Source organism: Rhizobium sp. LjRoot30 (assembly GCF_964253915.1).
In the GTDB taxonomy this organism is placed as follows: domain Bacteria; phylum Pseudomonadota; class Alphaproteobacteria; order Rhizobiales; family Rhizobiaceae; genus Metarhizobium.
On record NZ_CAXUSG020000003.1, the window covers coordinates 152,694 to 167,372 of the forward strand.

Below are 14,679 nucleotides of genomic sequence, written 5' to 3' on the forward strand. Positions count from 1 at the left end.
TGACTTGTTCTTGTTGGGCGGCGAAGGCGAGCGGGAGAACGGGGCGGGCAGCCGCCCCATTACGTCCTCAGCCGCCGAGCGCGTCTTCGAGGAAAGCAGCAAGCTGCGACAGGTGCTTCGACATCAGGCCGGTTGCCGGCGAAGCGGCGGCCGGACGGCCGGTGTAGCGAACGCGCTGGTACTTGGCGTCGATATGGGCGAGCACCCATTCCAGGTACGGATCGATGAACGACCAGCCACCCATGTTCTTCGGCTCTTCCTGGCACCAGACCATTTCGGCGTTGCGGAAGCGGGACAGCTCGTTGATGAGCGCCTTGGCCGGGAACGGATAGAGCTGTTCGATGCGCAGCAGGTAGACGTCGTCGATGCCGCGCTTTTCGCGCTCTTCCAGCAGGTCGTAATAGACCTTGCCCGAGCACATGACGACGCGACGGATCTTGGCATCCTTCTGCAGCTTGATCGGGCCGTCCTTGATCACTTCTGCGTCGTCCCACAACAGGCGGTGGAACGAGGATTCGCCGGCCATCTCGGCAAGGCTCGACACGGCCCGCTTGTGGCGCAGCAGCGACTTCGGCGTCATGATGATCAGCGGCTTGCGGAAGTCGCGCTTCATCTGCCGGCGCAGGATATGGAAGTAGTTCGCCGGCGTCGTGACGTTGGCGACCTGCATGTTGTCTTCGGCGCACATCTGCAGCCAGCGCTCGAGGCGGGCGGAGGAGTGTTCCGGACCCTGGCCTTCGTAACCGTGCGGCAGCAGGCAGACGAGGCCGGACATGCGCAGCCACTTGCGCTCGCCCGAGGAAATGAACTGGTCGAAGACCACCTGCGCCCCGTTGGCGAAGTCGCCGAACTGGGCTTCCCAGAGCGTCAGCGCGTTCGGGCGGGCCAGCGAATAGCCGTATTCGAAGCCGAGCACGGCCTCTTCCGACAGCATCGAGTTGATCGCCTCGTAACGCCCCTGCGTCGGGGAGAGGTTGGCGAGCGGGATGTAGCGTTCTTCGGTTTCCTGGTCGTAGAGCACCGAATGGCGCTGCGAGAAGGTGCCGCGTTCGACATCCTGGCCGGACAGGCGGATCTTCGTGCCTTCGACGCAGAGCGAACCGAGCGCCAGCGCTTCGGCCATCGCCCAGTCGATGCCTTCGCCCGTCTGGATCATGTTGGCGCGGTTTTCCATGAAGCGCTGGATGGTGCGGTGCGCCTGGAAACCGGCCGGGATCTCGGAGATCTTGCGGCCGATGTCCTTCAGCGTCTTCATCGGCACGGCGGTTTTGCCGCGGCGCTGCTCGTCGGCATTGTCGGCCGTGCGCAGGCCCGACCAGACGCCGTCGAGCCAGTCGGCCTTGTTCGGCTTGTAGGACTGGCCGGCTTCGAATTCCTGCTCCAGATGGGCGCGCCAGTCGGCCTTCATCTTTTCGAATTCGCCGTCGCTGATCAGGCCTTCGGCGATCAGCCGCTCGCCGTAGAGCTGCACGACCGTCTTGTGGGCGCGGATCACCTTGTACATCTTCGGCTGCGTGAAGGACGGCTCGTCGCCTTCGTTATGGCCGAAGCGGCGATAGCAGAACATGTCGACGACGACAGGCTTGTGGAACTTCATGCGGAATTCGGTGGCAACCTTGGCGGCATAAACCACCGCTTCCGGATCGTCACCGTTGACGTGGAAGATCGGCGCCTCGATCATCTTGGCGACGTCGGACGGATAGGGCGACGACCGCGAGAAGGCCGGATTGGTGGTAAAGCCGATCTGATTGTTGATGATGACGTGCATCGTGCCGGCAACGCGGTGGCCGCGCAGGCCGGACAGGCCGAGGATTTCGGCAACGACGCCCTGGCCGGCAAAAGCCGCATCGCCGTGCAGCAGGAGCGGCAGCACCTTCGCGCGTTCCTTGAGCGGAATGATGTCGCCTTCGAACACCTTGGCGCGCTGATCCTGCTTGGCGCGGGCCTTGCCCATCACCACCGGATTGACGATCTCGAGGTGCGAGGGGTTGGCCGTCAGCGACAGGTGCACCTTGTTGCCATCGAACTCGCGGTCGGAGGAGGCGCCAAGGTGATACTTGACGTCACCAGAGCCTTCGACGTCGTCGGGCTTGAAGGAGCCGCCCTTGAATTCGTGGAACACGGCGCGGTGCGGCTTGCCCATGACGTTGGTCAGCACGTTGAGGCGGCCGCGATGGGCCATGCCGAGCACAACTTCTTCAAGACCGTCCTGGCCGCCGCGCTTGAGGATCTGCTCCAGCGCCGGAATCAGCGCTTCGCCGCCGTCGAGGCCGAAACGCTTGGTGCCCTTGTACTTGACGTCGATGAACTGTTCGAAGCCTTCGGCCTCGATCAGCTTCGAGAGGATGGCCTTCTTGCCCTCGGGCGTGAAGGCGACACCCTTGTCCGGACCTTCGATGCGTTCCTGGATCCAGGCCTTTTCTTCCGGATTGGAGATGTGCATGAATTCGACGCCGAGCGTCGAGCAGTAGGTGCGCTCCAGAATGTCGAGCATCTCGCGGATGGTCGCGTATTCGAGGCCAAGCACGTTGTCGATGAAGATCTTGCGGTCGTAGTCGGCCTCGGTGAAGCCGTATGCGGACGGAGACAGTTCGTTGTAGTCTTCGACCGGCGCGGAAAGGCCGAGCGGATCGAGCTGCGCATGCAGGTGGCCGCGCATGCGGAAGGCGCGGATCATCATGATGGCGCGGACGCTGTCGCGCGTCGCCTGGTGCACGTCGGCATCGCTGGCCGGCTTGCCGGCGGCTTCGGCCTTGGCTTTCACCTTGGTCTCGATTGCCTTTTCGATGATGCCCCAGTTGCCGTCGAGCGCCGAGACCAGGTCGCCGGAGGCGGCGATCGGCCAGTTCTTGCGCTGCCAGGAGGCACCCTTGGCCGCCTTCGTCACGTCGGACGGATTGTCGTCCAGCGCCTTGAAGAAAGAACGCCACTGCTCGTCGACCGACGAGGGATCTTCCTCGTAGCGCGCATAAAGCTGCTCGATATAAGCAGCATTGGCGCCGTCCAGAAACGACGTGATCTGGAACTGCTCGTTGGCTTCTTGTCTTGCCATGGTGTTTTGCGGACGCTTCCGCCCGCCTCCCGACTTAAATGAATGTGCCGGTCATAAAACCGGCTGCCGCATTTCCACCTGCCGCCTGTCCGCGGCACATCCGCCATGCTTGAGAACCGGGCGGGTGCGGATGCGAAGATCCGCCCGGTCCTTATGTCGGTTCAGCCCTTCAGGACTTCAACCAGCGTCTTGCCGAGACGTGCCGGCGACGGCGAAACCTTGATGCCGGCCGCTTCCATGGCAGCGATCTTCGATTCCGCATCGCCCTTGCCGCCGGAAACGACAGCGCCAGCGTGGCCCATGGTGCGACCCTTCGGCGCCGTGCGACCGGCGATAAAGCCGGCCATCGGCTTCTTGCGGCCCTTCTTGGCTTCGTCGATCAGGAACTGCGCCGCATCTTCTTCGGCAGCACCGCCGATTTCGCCGATCATGATGATCGAGGTCGTGGCGTCGTCGGCGAGGAACATTTCCAAGACGTCGATGAATTCCGTGCCCTTGACCGGGTCGCCGCCGATGCCGACAGCCGTCGTCTGGCCGAGGCCTTCGTTCGAGGTCTGGAACACGGCTTCATAGGTCAGCGTGCCGGAGCGCGAGACGATGCCGACCGAACCCTTGCGGAAGATCGAGCCCGGCATGATGCCGATCTTGCATTCTTCCGGCGTCAGGATGCCCGGGCAGTTGGGGCCGAGCAGGCGCGACTTCGACTTGTCGAGTTTAGCCTTGACCCGCACCATGTCCATGACCGGGATGCCTTCGGTGATGCAGGTGATGAACGGGATCTCGGCGTCGATCGCCTCGATGATCGCATCGGCTGCACCGGCCGGCGGAACGTAGATCACGGACGCATCGGCGCCGGTCTTTTCCTTGGCTTCGGCAACGGTTGCGAAGATCGGCAGGGTTTCGCCCTTCGAGCCGGTCCAGCTTTCGCCACCCTTCTTCGGATGGATGCCGCCGACCATCTGCGTGCCGTAATAGGCAAGCGCCTGTTCGGTGTGGAACGTACCGGTCTTGCCGGTCAGGCCCTGAACCAGGACCTTGGTATTCTTGTTGACGAGAATCGACATGGGTAAAGGTCCTTCAGATTAGCCGTTGATCGCCGCGACGATCTTCTTGGCAGCGTCGTCCAAGTCGTCAGCTGCGGTGATCGCGAGACCGGACTCGTTGAGGATCTTCTTGCCGAGTTCGACATTGGTGCCTTCGAGGCGCACGACGAGCGGAACCTTCAGGCCGACTTCCTGAACAGCAGCGACAACGCCTTCGGCGATGACGTCGCACTTCATGATGCCGCCGAAGATGTTGACGAGGATGCCCTCGACCTTCGGGTCCGCCGTGATGATCTTGAAGGCTGCCGCCACCTTCTCCTTGCCGGCGCCGCCGCCGACGTCGCAGAAGTTGGCCGGCTCCTTGCCGTACAGCTTGATGATGTCCATGGTCGCCATGGCAAGGCCGGCGCCGTTGACCATGCAGCCGATGTTGCCGTCGAGGGCAACGTAAGCGAGGTCCCACTTGGAGGCTTCGATTTCCTTGGCGTCTTCTTCGGTTTCGTCGCGCAGCGCCTTGACGTCGTCATGGCGGAAGATCGCATTGCCGTCGAAGGACATCTTGGCGTCGAGCACGCGCAGGTGATCGTTCTTCATGACGATCAGCGGGTTGATCTCGAGCAGCGCCATGTCCTTCTCGTTGAAGGCCTTGTAGAGCGTCGGGAACAGCGACTTGGCATCTTCGGCCGCAGCACCGGTCAGCGCCAGCGCCTTGGAGATCGCGGCGACGTCGGCATCGGTAACGCCGGTTTGCGGATCGATGGCGATGGTGTGGATCTTCTCCGGCGTGTCATGCGCGACGGTCTCGATGTCCATGCCGCCTTCGGTCGAAACGACGAAGGCGACGCGGCCGACGGAGCGGTCGACGAGCAGCGAGCAATAGAGTTCGCGGGCGATGTCGGCGCCGTCCTCGATGTAGAGGCGATTGACCTGCTTGCCGGCCTCGCCGGTCTGGGCGGTCACCAGCGTGTTGCCGAACATTTCCTTGGCATGCGCCTTGGCTTCGTCGATCGAAAAGGCGAGACGGACACCGCCCTTGGCATCGGGGCCGAGTTCCTTGAACTTGCCCTTGCCGCGGCCGCCGGCGTGGATCTGGCTCTTGACGACGTAGAGCGGACCCGGCAGCGACTTGGCGGCAGCTTCCGCTTCTTCGGCGGAAAAGATCGGCACGCCTGCGGCGACCGGCGCGCCATAGCTCTTCAAGAGAGCCTTGGCCTGATATTCATGAATATTCATGCGGATAATCCCTGATTGACGGCCGAAGCGCTTACTTCAGCGCCGGAGCGATGGTGATGCAGGCTTCGCAAAGACCGGCAACAGCGGAAACCGACTTCTGGAACGCTTCTTCTTCGGCCTTGTTGAATTCGACCTCGATGATGCGCTCGACACCGCCTTCACCGATGATGGTGGGCACGCCGACATACATGTCCTTCACGCCGTACTGGCCGGAAAGATAGGCAGCGCAGGGCAGGACGCGCTTCTTGTCCTTGAGGTAGGATTCGGCCATTTCGATGGCCGAGGCAGCCGGGGCGTAGTAGGCCGAACCGGTCTTCAGTAGGCCGACGATCTCGGCGCCGCCGTCACGGGTGCGCTGGATGATCTCTTCGAGGCGCTCCTTGGTGACCCAGCCCATCTTGACGAGGTCGGTGAGCGGAATGCCGCCGATGGTCGAATAACGGGCGAGCGGCACCATGGTGTCGCCGTGGCCGCCGAGAACGAAAGCGGTGACGTCCTGGACGGAAACGTTGAATTCCTGGGACAGGAACAGGCGGAAGCGGGCCGAGTCGAGCACGCCGGCCATGCCGACGACCATGTTCTTCGGCAGGCCGGAGAACTTCTGCAGCGCCCAGACCATGGCGTCGAGCGGGTTGGTGATGCAGATCACGAAGGCGTTCGGGGCATACTTCTTGATGCCGGCGCCGACCTGTTCCATGACCTTGAGGTTGATGCCGAGCAGGTCGTCGCGGCTCATGCCCGGCTTGCGGGCGACGCCGGCGGTGACGATGCAGACATCGGCGCCTTCGATGGCGGCGTAGTCGCTGGCACCGGTGAGATTGGCGTTGAAGCCTTCAACCGGCGACGACTGAGCGATGTCGAGACCCTTGCCCTGCGGAATGCCGTCGGCGATGTCGAACAGGACGATGTCGCCCAGTTCCTTCAGCCCTGCGAGATGAGCCAGCGTACCGCCGATCATGCCAGAACCAATAAGTGCGATCTTTTTGCGCGCCATTGAAGTGCTTCCTTTGCGATCCAAATCCCAAGGCAGGCATGCCGTCACACCGGCCATTGTGGCCAATCGCAATACGCCCAAAGCAAAAAAATGGCAATGCGTTATTTTTAATCCATAAGTTTCAATCGGTTATATTGTAAAATTCTTACGTAAACGTAAGAATTTTTGACACAAAACTGTCAAATTGCTTCCCGCTTTTCACGGTGCAGCGCGAGATAATCGGCGCTGCGCATCTCGAACAGTCGCGAAATCGTCCGGTCGAATTCGAAGCCTTCGGTGCCGCGCTTTTCCGTCAAAAGCGTCTCCGGCATCGCATCCGCAGAGGCGAACAGGCGCACGGCATGATCGTAAAGCATGTCGATAAGGATGATGAAGCGTTTGGTTTCGTTGCGTTTTTCCGGACCGAGATGCGGAATGTGATCAAGGAAGATGACATCGAAACGATCGGCGATCGCCAGATAGTCGGAAGCGCCCAGCGGCTTCTCACAGAGATCGGCAAACGAAAACCGGGCAACGCGGCCCGCCGCCTGCGGCACCTTGACCGCCCGGCCCTTCATGTCGATGTCGAGGGCCGCGACCTTGTGGCCGTTGATCGCCGCACTCCAGGCCTTGTCCATTGCCTCGGTGGCCTTCGTGTCGACCGGCGCCATGTAGACAGGCAGGCCATCGAGCTTCTCCATCCGGTAGTCGGTCGGCGAATCGAGCGTGACGACGTCGACATGCTTCTTCAGCAGTCCGACAAAGGGCAGGAAGAGACCGCGATTGAGTCCGTCGCGATAAAGATTGTCCGGCTCGACGTTCGACGTGGCGACCAATACGCAGCCGCGAGAAAAAAGCTCGCCGAACAGCCGTGCCAGGATCATGGCGTCGGCGATATCCGTCACCGTGAACTCGTCGAAGCAGAGCAGTTCCGCCTCCTCGAACAGCGCCTCGGCAACCGGCGGCACGGGATCGGCCTGCTTGGTCTGGCCGTTCTTCAGCTTCTGGCGATGCGCATGGATGCGGTTATGGACGTCGGCCATGAATTCGTGGAAATGCGCCCGGCGCTTGCGGGAGACCGGCGCCATCTCGAAGAACATGTCCATCAGCATGGTCTTGCCACGGCCGACGCTGCCGTGAATGTAGAGGCCATGCACCGGCTCCGCGGGCTTCTTCTTGGCGAAGAGCCAGCCGAGCGCACTGGACTTTGCCGCCGGCCGCCGGCCCTTGAGTGCTGCGAGAACCTTGTCGAGCCGGGCGGCAACGTCCATCTGCGCCTTGTCGGCCTGCAGCGTTCCGGCAGACGTCAAGGATTTCAGCCGTTCGCTGACGCTCAGCGAATAGTCTGGCATAGGCTTCATAAAGGGAATCCACTCAAGAAAAAGGCCGGCGAGGGCCGGCCTTGAGACAATTAACGGCTGAGGCTGATCGGCTGACCGGAATTCGTCGTGCCGTCAAAGCGCGTATCCGCCGTCTTGTAGAGGCGGCCGAGCGGATTGCCGCTGCGGTCCTTCAGCATGACCTGCTTGCCGTCCACTTCCCACGAGCCCATGGTCGTCAGCTCGCCGGAGCAACCGCGGGTACCGCCGCGCGAGCCGCTACCAAGGTTGGTGAGCGTCAGGAACATGTCGCAGGTCACACCCGAGGTGTTGACCTTCCAGTTGCCGACCATGCCTTCCTTCTTGACGTCGAGCGCGGTTGCCGCCATCGCATCGGTCGTCTGGGCGCTGGCATCCGTCGGCAGGGTCGTCGGCTTTTCCGGAAACTGTGACGCATCCGCGGTCGGATCGGGCAACTGGCTGGACTGCACGCCCTGTACCGGCTGCGCCTCCAGCGGCGTTACCTGACGGGTGGGGCTCAAATCGCTATAGGTGGTGCGCTGGCACCCGGCCAGCGAAAGAACCACCGCCAAGCCCACCGCCGCATGTTTCAACTGCATCATGACACTCCTGATCGTCCGCTCGCCCGGGAGGATGGGGCGCAATCAAGGCGGAATTATCGTGAAACACCCTGCTTAATCAAGTCTTGCAACGGATGTTTGCCGCAAACCCCTCGATTTAGGGTGGTCTGCGACCCTCGTGGTGCTTATGTCCGCTCGACCTCCAGCCGGTAAAAATGTTCGGCGACCTCAAAGCGGCGCGCTTCGTCGTCGCCATCCGCCTTGAACCGGCTGCCGAGGTTGGCGTAATCCGCATCGGTTTGCGCCACGAAGTGCCGCAGGCACGAAGGCAATGCTGCCTCGCCCATTTCCCGCGACGTCTTCTTGAGGGCGATGAGCCGCAAGATCTCCTCGCGCACGTCCTGCGGAACGGAAGCGCCGTCCAGGCATTCAATCATGTTCATCGGCGGGAGCGCGGAAAAATCCCGGTCGCTCATCCATTGCAGCGCCACCGCCGGACGAACCGCATACAGGAATCTCTTCAGCTTGACCGCCTTCAGTTCCCTGTCCGGCGCATGTTCCCGCAGCAGCCCGGCATAATGGCGGGCAACCCGCTGCGGCTGCATGATCTCGTCGAGCAACACGGTAAGCCGTCGCCGGAAATCCGGCTCCTCCTCGTAGACGAGCGGCGATTTCAGCCATTCGACGATGACCGCATTGCCCTTCAACGCCAGCAGCAAGGCTTTTCGCAGGTCCCAGCCACCCGTATCGATGTCACCGACGATAGGAAACTCGATGACATCGCGTCGCTGGCGGAATTCGAGATGCTGGCGCACCGGACGAACATAAACGAAGCGGCAATCGAAATCGCTGTCGGGCGAAGGAAAACCCCACGCCCGGCTGCCACTCTCCACCGCGAAACCGATCCGGCATCCTTCGGCGCGAACACTGTCGAGGCGTTGCCGGATTTCGCTTGCCGCTTCTTCCGTCAACCCCTCGAACATGCTGTCAGACCCGGCGCTCGACCATCATCTTCTTGATTTCGGCGATTGCCTTGGCCGGGTTCAGCCCCTTCGGGCAGGCCTGGGCGCAGTTCATGATCGTGTGGCAACGATAAAGCCGGAACGGATCTTCGAGATTGTCGAGACGTTCGCCCTTGGCTTCGTCGCGGCTGTCGATCAGCCAGCGATAGGCCTGCAGCAGTACGGCCGGGCCGAGATAACGGTCGCCGTTCCACCAGTAGCTCGGACAGGAGGTCGAGCAGCAGGCGCAGAGGATGCACTCATAGAGACCGTCGAGCTTGAGGCGGTCCTCATGGCTCTGCTTCCATTCCTTCGCCGGCGCCGGCGATACCGTCTTCAGCCACGGCTCGATCGAGCGATGCTGGGCATAGAAGTTGGTGAGGTCGGGAACCAGATCCTTGACGACGGGCATGTGCGGCAGCGGATAGACCTTCACCGTGCCCTTGATCTCTTCGAGACCCTTGGTGCAGGCAAGCGTATTCGTGCCGTCGATGTTCATGGCGCAGGAGCCGCAGATGCCCTCGCGACAGGAGCGGCGCAACGTCAGCGTCGGGTCGATCTTGTTCTTGATGTAGAGCAGGCCGTCGAGCACCATCGGGCCGCAATCGTCGACATCGATGTAATAGGTATCGATGCTCGGGTTCTGGCCGTCGTCCGGGTTCCAGCGGTAGATGCGGAATTCCCGGGTGTGCCGAGCGCCCTCGGGCTTCGGCCACACCTTGCCTTCGTTGATCTTCGAATTTTTGGGGAGAGCGAGTTCAACCATGTCAAAATCCTCGGATCAATAGACGCGCGCCTTCGGGGCGATCTTCTTGGGGTCGATGCCTTCGGCGATGAGTTCGGTGTGAACCGGGCGGTAGTCGAGCTTGACGTCGCCGGCTTCACTGACCCAGGCGAGCGTGTGCTTGCGCCAGTTCTCGTCGTCGCGTCCGGCAAACGGGCCGCTGGTGTAGTCCTCGCGGGCATGCGAGCCGCGGCTCTCCTTGCGGGCCTCGGCGCCGTAGACCGTGGTGATGGCGTTGGCCATCAGGTTTTCCAGCTCCAGCGTCTCGACCAGGTCGGAGTTCCAGACCAGCGAACGGTCGGTAACCTTGACGTCGGGCAGTTCCTTCCAGATCGCCGAGATGCGCTTGCAGCCGGATTCCAGCGATTCCTGGGTGCGGAACACGGCGGCGTCTTCCTGCATGACGCGCTGCATCTTGTCGCGCAGCACCGCCGTCGGCGTGCCGCCCTTGGCAAACCGCAGTCGGTCGAAACGCTCCATGATCTTGTCGCAGGCAGCCGTGTTCAGCGCCGGCACCGGTTCGGCCTTGTCGATGACCTGGCCGGCGCGGATCGCCGCGGCACGGCCGAAGACGACCAAGTCGATCAGCGAGTTGGAGCCGAGACGGTTGGCGCCGTGCACCGAGGCACAGCCGGCTTCGCCGACGGCCATCAGGCCGGGCGCGATGCGTTCGGGATTGTTGCTGTCGGCATTGAGGACTTCGCCCCAATAATTGGTCGGCACACCGCCCATATTGTAATGCACGGTCGGCAGAACCGGGATCGGCTCGCGGGTCACGTCAACGCCGGCAAAGATCTTCGCCGATTCCGAAATGCCGGGCAGTCGTTCATGAAGGACGGCCGGATCGAGGTGATCGAGATGTAGGAAGATGTGGTCCTTGTTCTTGCCGACGCCGCGGCCTTCACGGATTTCCATCGTCATGCAACGCGAAACGACGTCGCGCGAGGCAAGGTCCTTGGCGGACGGCGCGTAGCGCTCCATGAAGCGCTCGCCCTCGGAATTGACGAGGTAGCCGCCTTCGCCGCGTGCGCCTTCGGTGATCAGACAGCCGGCGCCGTAGATGCCGGTCGGATGGAACTGCACGAATTCCATGTCCTGCAGCGGCAGGCCGGCACGGGCGATCATGCCGCCGCCGTCGCCGGTGCAGGTGTGTGCCGAGGTGGCGGAGAAATAGGCGCGGCCGTAACCGCCGGTCGCCAACACCACCATCTTGGCGGAGAAACGGTGGATCGTGCCGTCGTCCAGGCACCAGGCGACGACACCGGTGCAGCGGCCGTCATCCGACATGATCAGGTCGAGGGCGAAATATTCGATGAAGAATTCGGCGTTGTTGCGCAACGACTGGCCGTAGAGCGTGTGCAGGATGGCGTGGCCGGTACGGTCGGCGGCGGCGCAGGTGCGCTGCACCGGCGGGCCTTCGCCGTAATTCTGCATGTGGCCGCCGAAGGGGCGCTGGTAGATCTTGCCTTCCTCGTTGCGCGAGAAGGGCACGCCGTAATGCTCGAGCTCATAGACCGCCTTCGGCGCTTCCATGGCGAGATACTGCATGGCGTCGACGTCGCCGAGCCAGTCGGAGCCCTTGACGGTGTCGTAGAGGTGCCACTGCCAGCTGTCGGGCGTCATGTTCTGCAGCGAGGCGGCGATGCCGCCCTGGGCGGCAACGGTGTGCGAGCGGGTCGGGAAGACCTTGGTGATGCAGGCGGTCTTGAAGCCCTGCTCGGCCATGCCGAGCGTGGCGCGCAGGCCGGCGCCGCCGGCACCGACGACGATCACGTCATAGGCGTGATCGACATATTTGTAGGCCTTGCCATTCTGAGCGGGAGAAGGATTGGATGCCATGATGGAATTATCCTGCGAATGCGATTTTCAGAATGGCGAAAAGACAGAGGCCCGCCACCGCGAAAGCAAAGAAGGTGTTGAGCATCACCAGGATGATCTTGGTGCCTTCCGAATGGATGTAGTCCTCGATGATCACCTGCATGCCGAGCTTCATGTGGATCGTGGCGGACAACACCACAAGCGCCATGACGACGGCGACGAAGGGATTGGAGAGCGCGGCGACGACTTCCGCATAGGGCGCGCCGGCATAGATCAGGAGGAAGATGACGAAGAAGGTCAGCAGCGGCACGTTGGCAACGGCCGTCAGGCGCTGGCGCCAGAAATGTTCCGTGCCGTCCTTGGCCGAACCGAGGCCGCGAACCTTGCCGAGAGGGGTGCGCATATCCATGAGAATGTCCTCTTAGCGAATGAGAAGGCCGATCACCCAGACCAGCACGGTAAGACAGATCGAAATGACGGTCGATACTTTCACCAGCTTGGTGGTGAAATGCTTCTCGAAACCATAACCCAGATCCCACATGAAGTGGCGCAGGCCGCCGAGCATGTGGTGGATGAGCGCCCAGGTGTAGCCGAACAGGATCAGCCGGCCGATCATGGTGCCCATGAACCAGTTGGCCCATTCGAAATAGGCCTCGCCGGAAGCCGCCGCCACCAGCCACCAGACGACCAGAAGCGTGCCGAAATAAAGCGCGCCGCCGGTGATGCGGTGCACAATCGACATGAGCATGGTGGGGATAAGCTTGTAAACTTGCAGATGCGGCGACAGGGGCCGGTTATTTGTCACGTTCGCCATCTAAACCTCGCGGCGTTACGGGTGCGCTCCGATTTTTCGGGCTTCATTGCCTGGGACAACGCACGGTGCGGAATTTTCATGTGCGTTGCATCAAAAGCGACGTTTAATCACCGATTGGCGGTACGACAAGCGGAATTGATGCAGGTTTAAAATTTAATCGATTGGGTTTGAAACTCCCTTAATACCAAGGTCTAAAAGCGCCCCTACCCCCGCCTTCGGATGAAAAAATCCGGCGCGACCGTGACATATGCCAAAAAATGCGGCAAATTGGCTTTAACCTTTTGTTAACATGTCATCGGAGGTCCGGGCATGGTTTTGCGTCGCTCGCTGGTTACGCCGCTGCTTTCCGCCGTTTTTGTTGGCCTGCTCACCCTACCGGTTTCCGCCGGCGACCGTCATCACGGGCATCACCACGAGCGATCCTCGGGCATCGCGCACTCCGGCCTTCCGTCGATCATCCCCGGGCTCGGCACCTATGCCGGCGCGATCTCCGGCCTGAAGGTCCGCGGCAACGGCATCTATTTTTCCTATGACGGTTATCTCAGCCGAAACGGCGGGGACGGATACCGCCGGCCGGCGGCGAAGGTCATCGATGTCTCGACAAAAAGGACCGCCTGCTCCTATGAGGCCGGCGTCTGCGTCGTCCGGCCCTGATCAACCGGCGGAAAACCGCCAGACGGTGGTCTTCTTGACATCGCTGTCTTCCAGCACCCGCGTCACCGGCACCTCATAGGTAGCGCAGGCCGTCAACCGCTGTTTCGGCAGGTAGGCGCGACCGGGGTCACCGACCAGCACCACCTTGCCGTGCCGACACAGACCCTCGAACCACGGCACGAGCGCCTTGGCGAAATCACTGTCATAAAAGACGTCACCAGCCAGCACCACATCGGCATCGACCGGACGCCCGACCAGATCCTCACCGGAAAAACCGATCTCGACGCCGTTGGCGGCGGCATTCAAGGCAATTGCCGTGCGGGTCCAGGGATCGATGTCGGCGGCAAGCACGTTGGTCGCACCCGCCATCTTTGCCGCGATCGCCACCAGCCCTGAACCGCTGGCGAAATCCAGGACGCTTTTGCCTCGCACGATCTCGGGATGATCGAGGATATAGCGGGCAAGCCCCTGCCCGCCCGCCCATGCAAACGCCCAGAAGGGCGGCGGCAGGCCGATATCCTGAAGCTCCTCTTCGGTCTTCAGCCAGAGATCATGCACTTCGCTTGCCAGGTGCAGGCGGATTTCCGGCACGTGCGGCGGCGCAATCAGGCTGGTATTGCCGAGGATGAAGGTTTCGGGATCGGTCTTCACGGCCGACCTTCAGAGCGGCGGATTGTCGAGACCGCCGAGGCGGCAGATCTCCAGATATTCCTCATCGGTCACCGGCTGGACGGAGAGCCGCATCGAGGTGACGAGCGACATCTTTTCAAATGCCGGATTGGCCTTGATATCCTTGAGCGACACCGGTTTCGGCAGATCGCAGACGGCGCGAATATCGACGCAGTCCCAGCGCGCATCTTCCTTGGCGGTTGAATCCGGATGGCTGAGCGCACAGACCTCGACGATACCGACGATCTCCAGCCCATCGTTCGAATGATAGAAGAACCCCTTCTCGCCGATCTTCATCGCCCGCATGTTGTTGCGGGCGAGATAGTTGCGGACGCCGGTCCATTCCGTGCCTTTTTCGCCGGCCGCCTTCTGCTGCTCCCAGGACCAGCTCGACGGTTCGGATTTATAAAGCCAGTGCGCCATGACGCCTTACGCCTCCGGATTGTTGAAGACCCAGTTGTAGGGTTTTACCTCGACCTTTTCGAACAGGCCGGCCTTGGTATAAGGATCGGCATCGGCAATCGCCTGTGCCGCTTCGATGCTGTCCGCCTTGACGATCACCAGGCTGCCGCACGGCTTGCCGTCGGCATCGAGGAAAGGACCGGCGATCTTCAGCGTGCCCTCGGCATTGAGCTTGTTGAGGTGCTCGAGATGCGCCGGACGGGTTTCCATCCGCACGTTCAGGTGGCCGGGCTTGTCGGTGCAGATAAAGGCAAAAAGCATGGGTTTCTCCTGATT

Annotated in this window: 15 protein-coding genes; 1 reads left to right on the forward strand and 14 read right to left on the reverse strand. The window is 61.8% G+C overall.

Annotated features, from left to right (window positions below):
- Positions 1 to 67 precede the first annotated feature (67 nt).
- The 11 genes from ACSQ3I_RS08385 to sdhC all read right to left on the reverse strand — a co-directional run bounded on the left by ACSQ3I_RS08385 (position 68) and on the right by sdhC (position 12,618).
- Positions 68 to 3,052 (reverse strand): 2-oxoglutarate dehydrogenase E1 component, encoded by a 2,985-nt coding sequence (locus tag ACSQ3I_RS08385; protein WP_435997839.1) that lies wholly within the window; start codon positions 3,050 to 3,052, stop codon positions 68 to 70.
- A gap of 161 nt (positions 3,053 to 3,213) precedes the next feature.
- On the reverse strand, positions 3,214 to 4,116 hold the full coding sequence (gene sucD / locus ACSQ3I_RS08390) for a succinate--CoA ligase subunit alpha (protein ID WP_435997841.1): 903 nt from the start codon (positions 4,114 to 4,116) through the stop codon (positions 3,214 to 3,216).
- Positions 4,117 to 4,134: 18 nt separating this feature from the next.
- On the reverse strand, positions 4,135 to 5,328 hold the full coding sequence (gene sucC / locus ACSQ3I_RS08395; protein WP_435997843.1) for an ADP-forming succinate--CoA ligase subunit beta: 1,194 nt from the start codon (positions 5,326 to 5,328) through the stop codon (positions 4,135 to 4,137).
- A gap of 31 nt (positions 5,329 to 5,359) precedes the next feature.
- Entirely contained in the window at positions 5,360 to 6,322 is a 963-nt protein-coding gene (mdh, locus tag ACSQ3I_RS08400; protein ID WP_109459408.1) for a malate dehydrogenase, read from the reverse strand.
- A 179-nt stretch (positions 6,323 to 6,501) separates the two neighbouring features.
- Positions 6,502 to 7,662, reverse strand: coding sequence for a cell division protein ZapE (gene zapE, locus ACSQ3I_RS08405; RefSeq protein ID WP_435997845.1), 1,161 nt, complete (start codon positions 7,660 to 7,662; stop codon positions 6,502 to 6,504).
- Positions 7,663 to 7,712: 50 nt separating this feature from the next.
- Positions 7,713 to 8,240: a protease inhibitor Inh/omp19 family protein gene (locus ACSQ3I_RS08410; RefSeq protein WP_435998323.1), complete on the reverse strand. Its 528-nt coding sequence runs from the start codon at positions 8,238 to 8,240 to the stop codon at positions 7,713 to 7,715.
- Positions 8,241 to 8,386: 146 nt separating this feature from the next.
- Entirely contained in the window at positions 8,387 to 9,184 is a 798-nt protein-coding gene (locus ACSQ3I_RS08415; protein WP_435997847.1) for a nucleotidyltransferase domain-containing protein, read from the reverse strand.
- Between the two features lie 4 nt (positions 9,185 to 9,188).
- The gene (locus ACSQ3I_RS08420; RefSeq protein ID WP_109459411.1) at positions 9,189 to 9,968 is read right to left on the reverse strand and encodes a succinate dehydrogenase iron-sulfur subunit; all 780 of its coding nucleotides are present in this window, start codon (positions 9,966 to 9,968) and stop codon (positions 9,189 to 9,191) included.
- A 15-nt stretch (positions 9,969 to 9,983) separates the two neighbouring features.
- Positions 9,984 to 11,825 carry a succinate dehydrogenase flavoprotein subunit gene (gene sdhA / locus ACSQ3I_RS08425; RefSeq protein WP_435997849.1) on the reverse strand — a complete coding sequence of 614 codons (1,842 nt, stop codon included), beginning with the start codon at positions 11,823 to 11,825 and terminating at the stop codon, positions 9,984 to 9,986.
- Positions 11,826 to 11,832: 7 nt separating this feature from the next.
- Positions 11,833 to 12,213 (reverse strand): succinate dehydrogenase, hydrophobic membrane anchor protein, encoded by a 381-nt coding sequence (sdhD, locus tag ACSQ3I_RS08430; RefSeq protein WP_435997851.1) that lies wholly within the window; start codon positions 12,211 to 12,213, stop codon positions 11,833 to 11,835.
- Positions 12,214 to 12,225: 12 nt separating this feature from the next.
- Positions 12,226 to 12,618, reverse strand: coding sequence for a succinate dehydrogenase, cytochrome b556 subunit (sdhC, locus tag ACSQ3I_RS08435; protein ID WP_435997853.1), 393 nt, complete (start codon positions 12,616 to 12,618; stop codon positions 12,226 to 12,228).
- 309 nt (positions 12,619 to 12,927) lie between these two features.
- On the opposite strand from sdhC, the gene ACSQ3I_RS08440 reads away from it, so the two are divergent.
- Positions 12,928 to 13,272, forward strand: coding sequence for a hypothetical protein (locus ACSQ3I_RS08440; protein ID WP_435997855.1), 345 nt, complete (start codon positions 12,928 to 12,930; stop codon positions 13,270 to 13,272).
- Here the strand turns inward: ACSQ3I_RS08440 and ACSQ3I_RS08445 are convergent, their stop codons facing one another.
- The 3 genes from ACSQ3I_RS08445 to ACSQ3I_RS08455 are packed head-to-tail and all read right to left on the reverse strand — an operon-like array spanning position 13,273 to position 14,664.
- Positions 13,273 to 13,923 carry a class I SAM-dependent methyltransferase gene (locus ACSQ3I_RS08445; RefSeq protein WP_435997856.1) on the reverse strand — a complete coding sequence of 217 codons (651 nt, stop codon included), beginning with the start codon at positions 13,921 to 13,923 and terminating at the stop codon, positions 13,273 to 13,275.
- 9 nt (positions 13,924 to 13,932) lie between these two features.
- A complete protein-coding gene (locus ACSQ3I_RS08450; protein ID WP_435997858.1) occupies positions 13,933 to 14,364 on the reverse strand; it encodes an EVE domain-containing protein in 432 nt (143 codons plus the stop codon).
- Between the two features lie 6 nt (positions 14,365 to 14,370).
- Positions 14,371 to 14,664: a YciI-like protein gene (locus tag ACSQ3I_RS08455; protein ID WP_435997860.1), complete on the reverse strand. Its 294-nt coding sequence runs from the start codon at positions 14,662 to 14,664 to the stop codon at positions 14,371 to 14,373.
- Positions 14,665 to 14,679: the final 15 nt, after the last annotated feature.

What these genes read in the sequence shown, in the direction of transcription:
- ACSQ3I_RS08385 (WP_435997839.1), bottom strand. Translation starts at nt 3,052, where the DNA reads ATGGCAAGACAAGAAGCCAACGAGCAGTTCCAGATCACGTCGTTTCTG.
- sucD (WP_435997841.1), bottom strand. Translation starts at nt 4,116, where the DNA reads ATGTCGATTCTCGTCAACAAGAATACCAAGGTCCTGGTTCAGGGCCTG.
- sucC (WP_435997843.1), bottom strand. Translation starts at nt 5,328, where the DNA reads ATGAATATTCATGAATATCAGGCCAAGGCTCTCTTGAAGAGCTATGGC.
- mdh (WP_109459408.1), bottom strand. Translation starts at nt 6,322, where the DNA reads ATGGCGCGCAAAAAGATCGCACTTATTGGTTCTGGCATGATCGGCGGT.
- zapE (WP_435997845.1), bottom strand. Translation starts at nt 7,662, where the DNA reads ATGAAGCCTATGCCAGACTATTCGCTGAGCGTCAGCGAACGGCTGAAA.
- ACSQ3I_RS08410 (WP_435998323.1), bottom strand. Translation starts at nt 8,240, where the DNA reads ATGCAGTTGAAACATGCGGCGGTGGGCTTGGCGGTGGTTCTTTCGCTG.
- ACSQ3I_RS08415 (WP_435997847.1), bottom strand. Translation starts at nt 9,184, where the DNA reads ATGTTCGAGGGGTTGACGGAAGAAGCGGCAAGCGAAATCCGGCAACGC.
- ACSQ3I_RS08420 (WP_109459411.1), bottom strand. Translation starts at nt 9,968, where the DNA reads ATGGTTGAACTCGCTCTCCCCAAAAATTCGAAGATCAACGAAGGCAAG.
- sdhA (WP_435997849.1), bottom strand. Translation starts at nt 11,825, where the DNA reads ATGGCATCCAATCCTTCTCCCGCTCAGAATGGCAAGGCCTACAAATAT.
- sdhD (WP_435997851.1), bottom strand. Translation starts at nt 12,213, where the DNA reads ATGGATATGCGCACCCCTCTCGGCAAGGTTCGCGGCCTCGGTTCGGCC.
- sdhC (WP_435997853.1), bottom strand. Translation starts at nt 12,618, where the DNA reads ATGGCGAACGTGACAAATAACCGGCCCCTGTCGCCGCATCTGCAAGTT.
- ACSQ3I_RS08440 (WP_435997855.1), top strand. Translation starts at nt 12,928, where the DNA reads ATGGTTTTGCGTCGCTCGCTGGTTACGCCGCTGCTTTCCGCCGTTTTT.
- ACSQ3I_RS08450 (WP_435997858.1), bottom strand. Translation starts at nt 14,364, where the DNA reads ATGGCGCACTGGCTTTATAAATCCGAACCGTCGAGCTGGTCCTGGGAG.
- ACSQ3I_RS08455 (WP_435997860.1), bottom strand. Translation starts at nt 14,664, where the DNA reads ATGCTTTTTGCCTTTATCTGCACCGACAAGCCCGGCCACCTGAACGTG.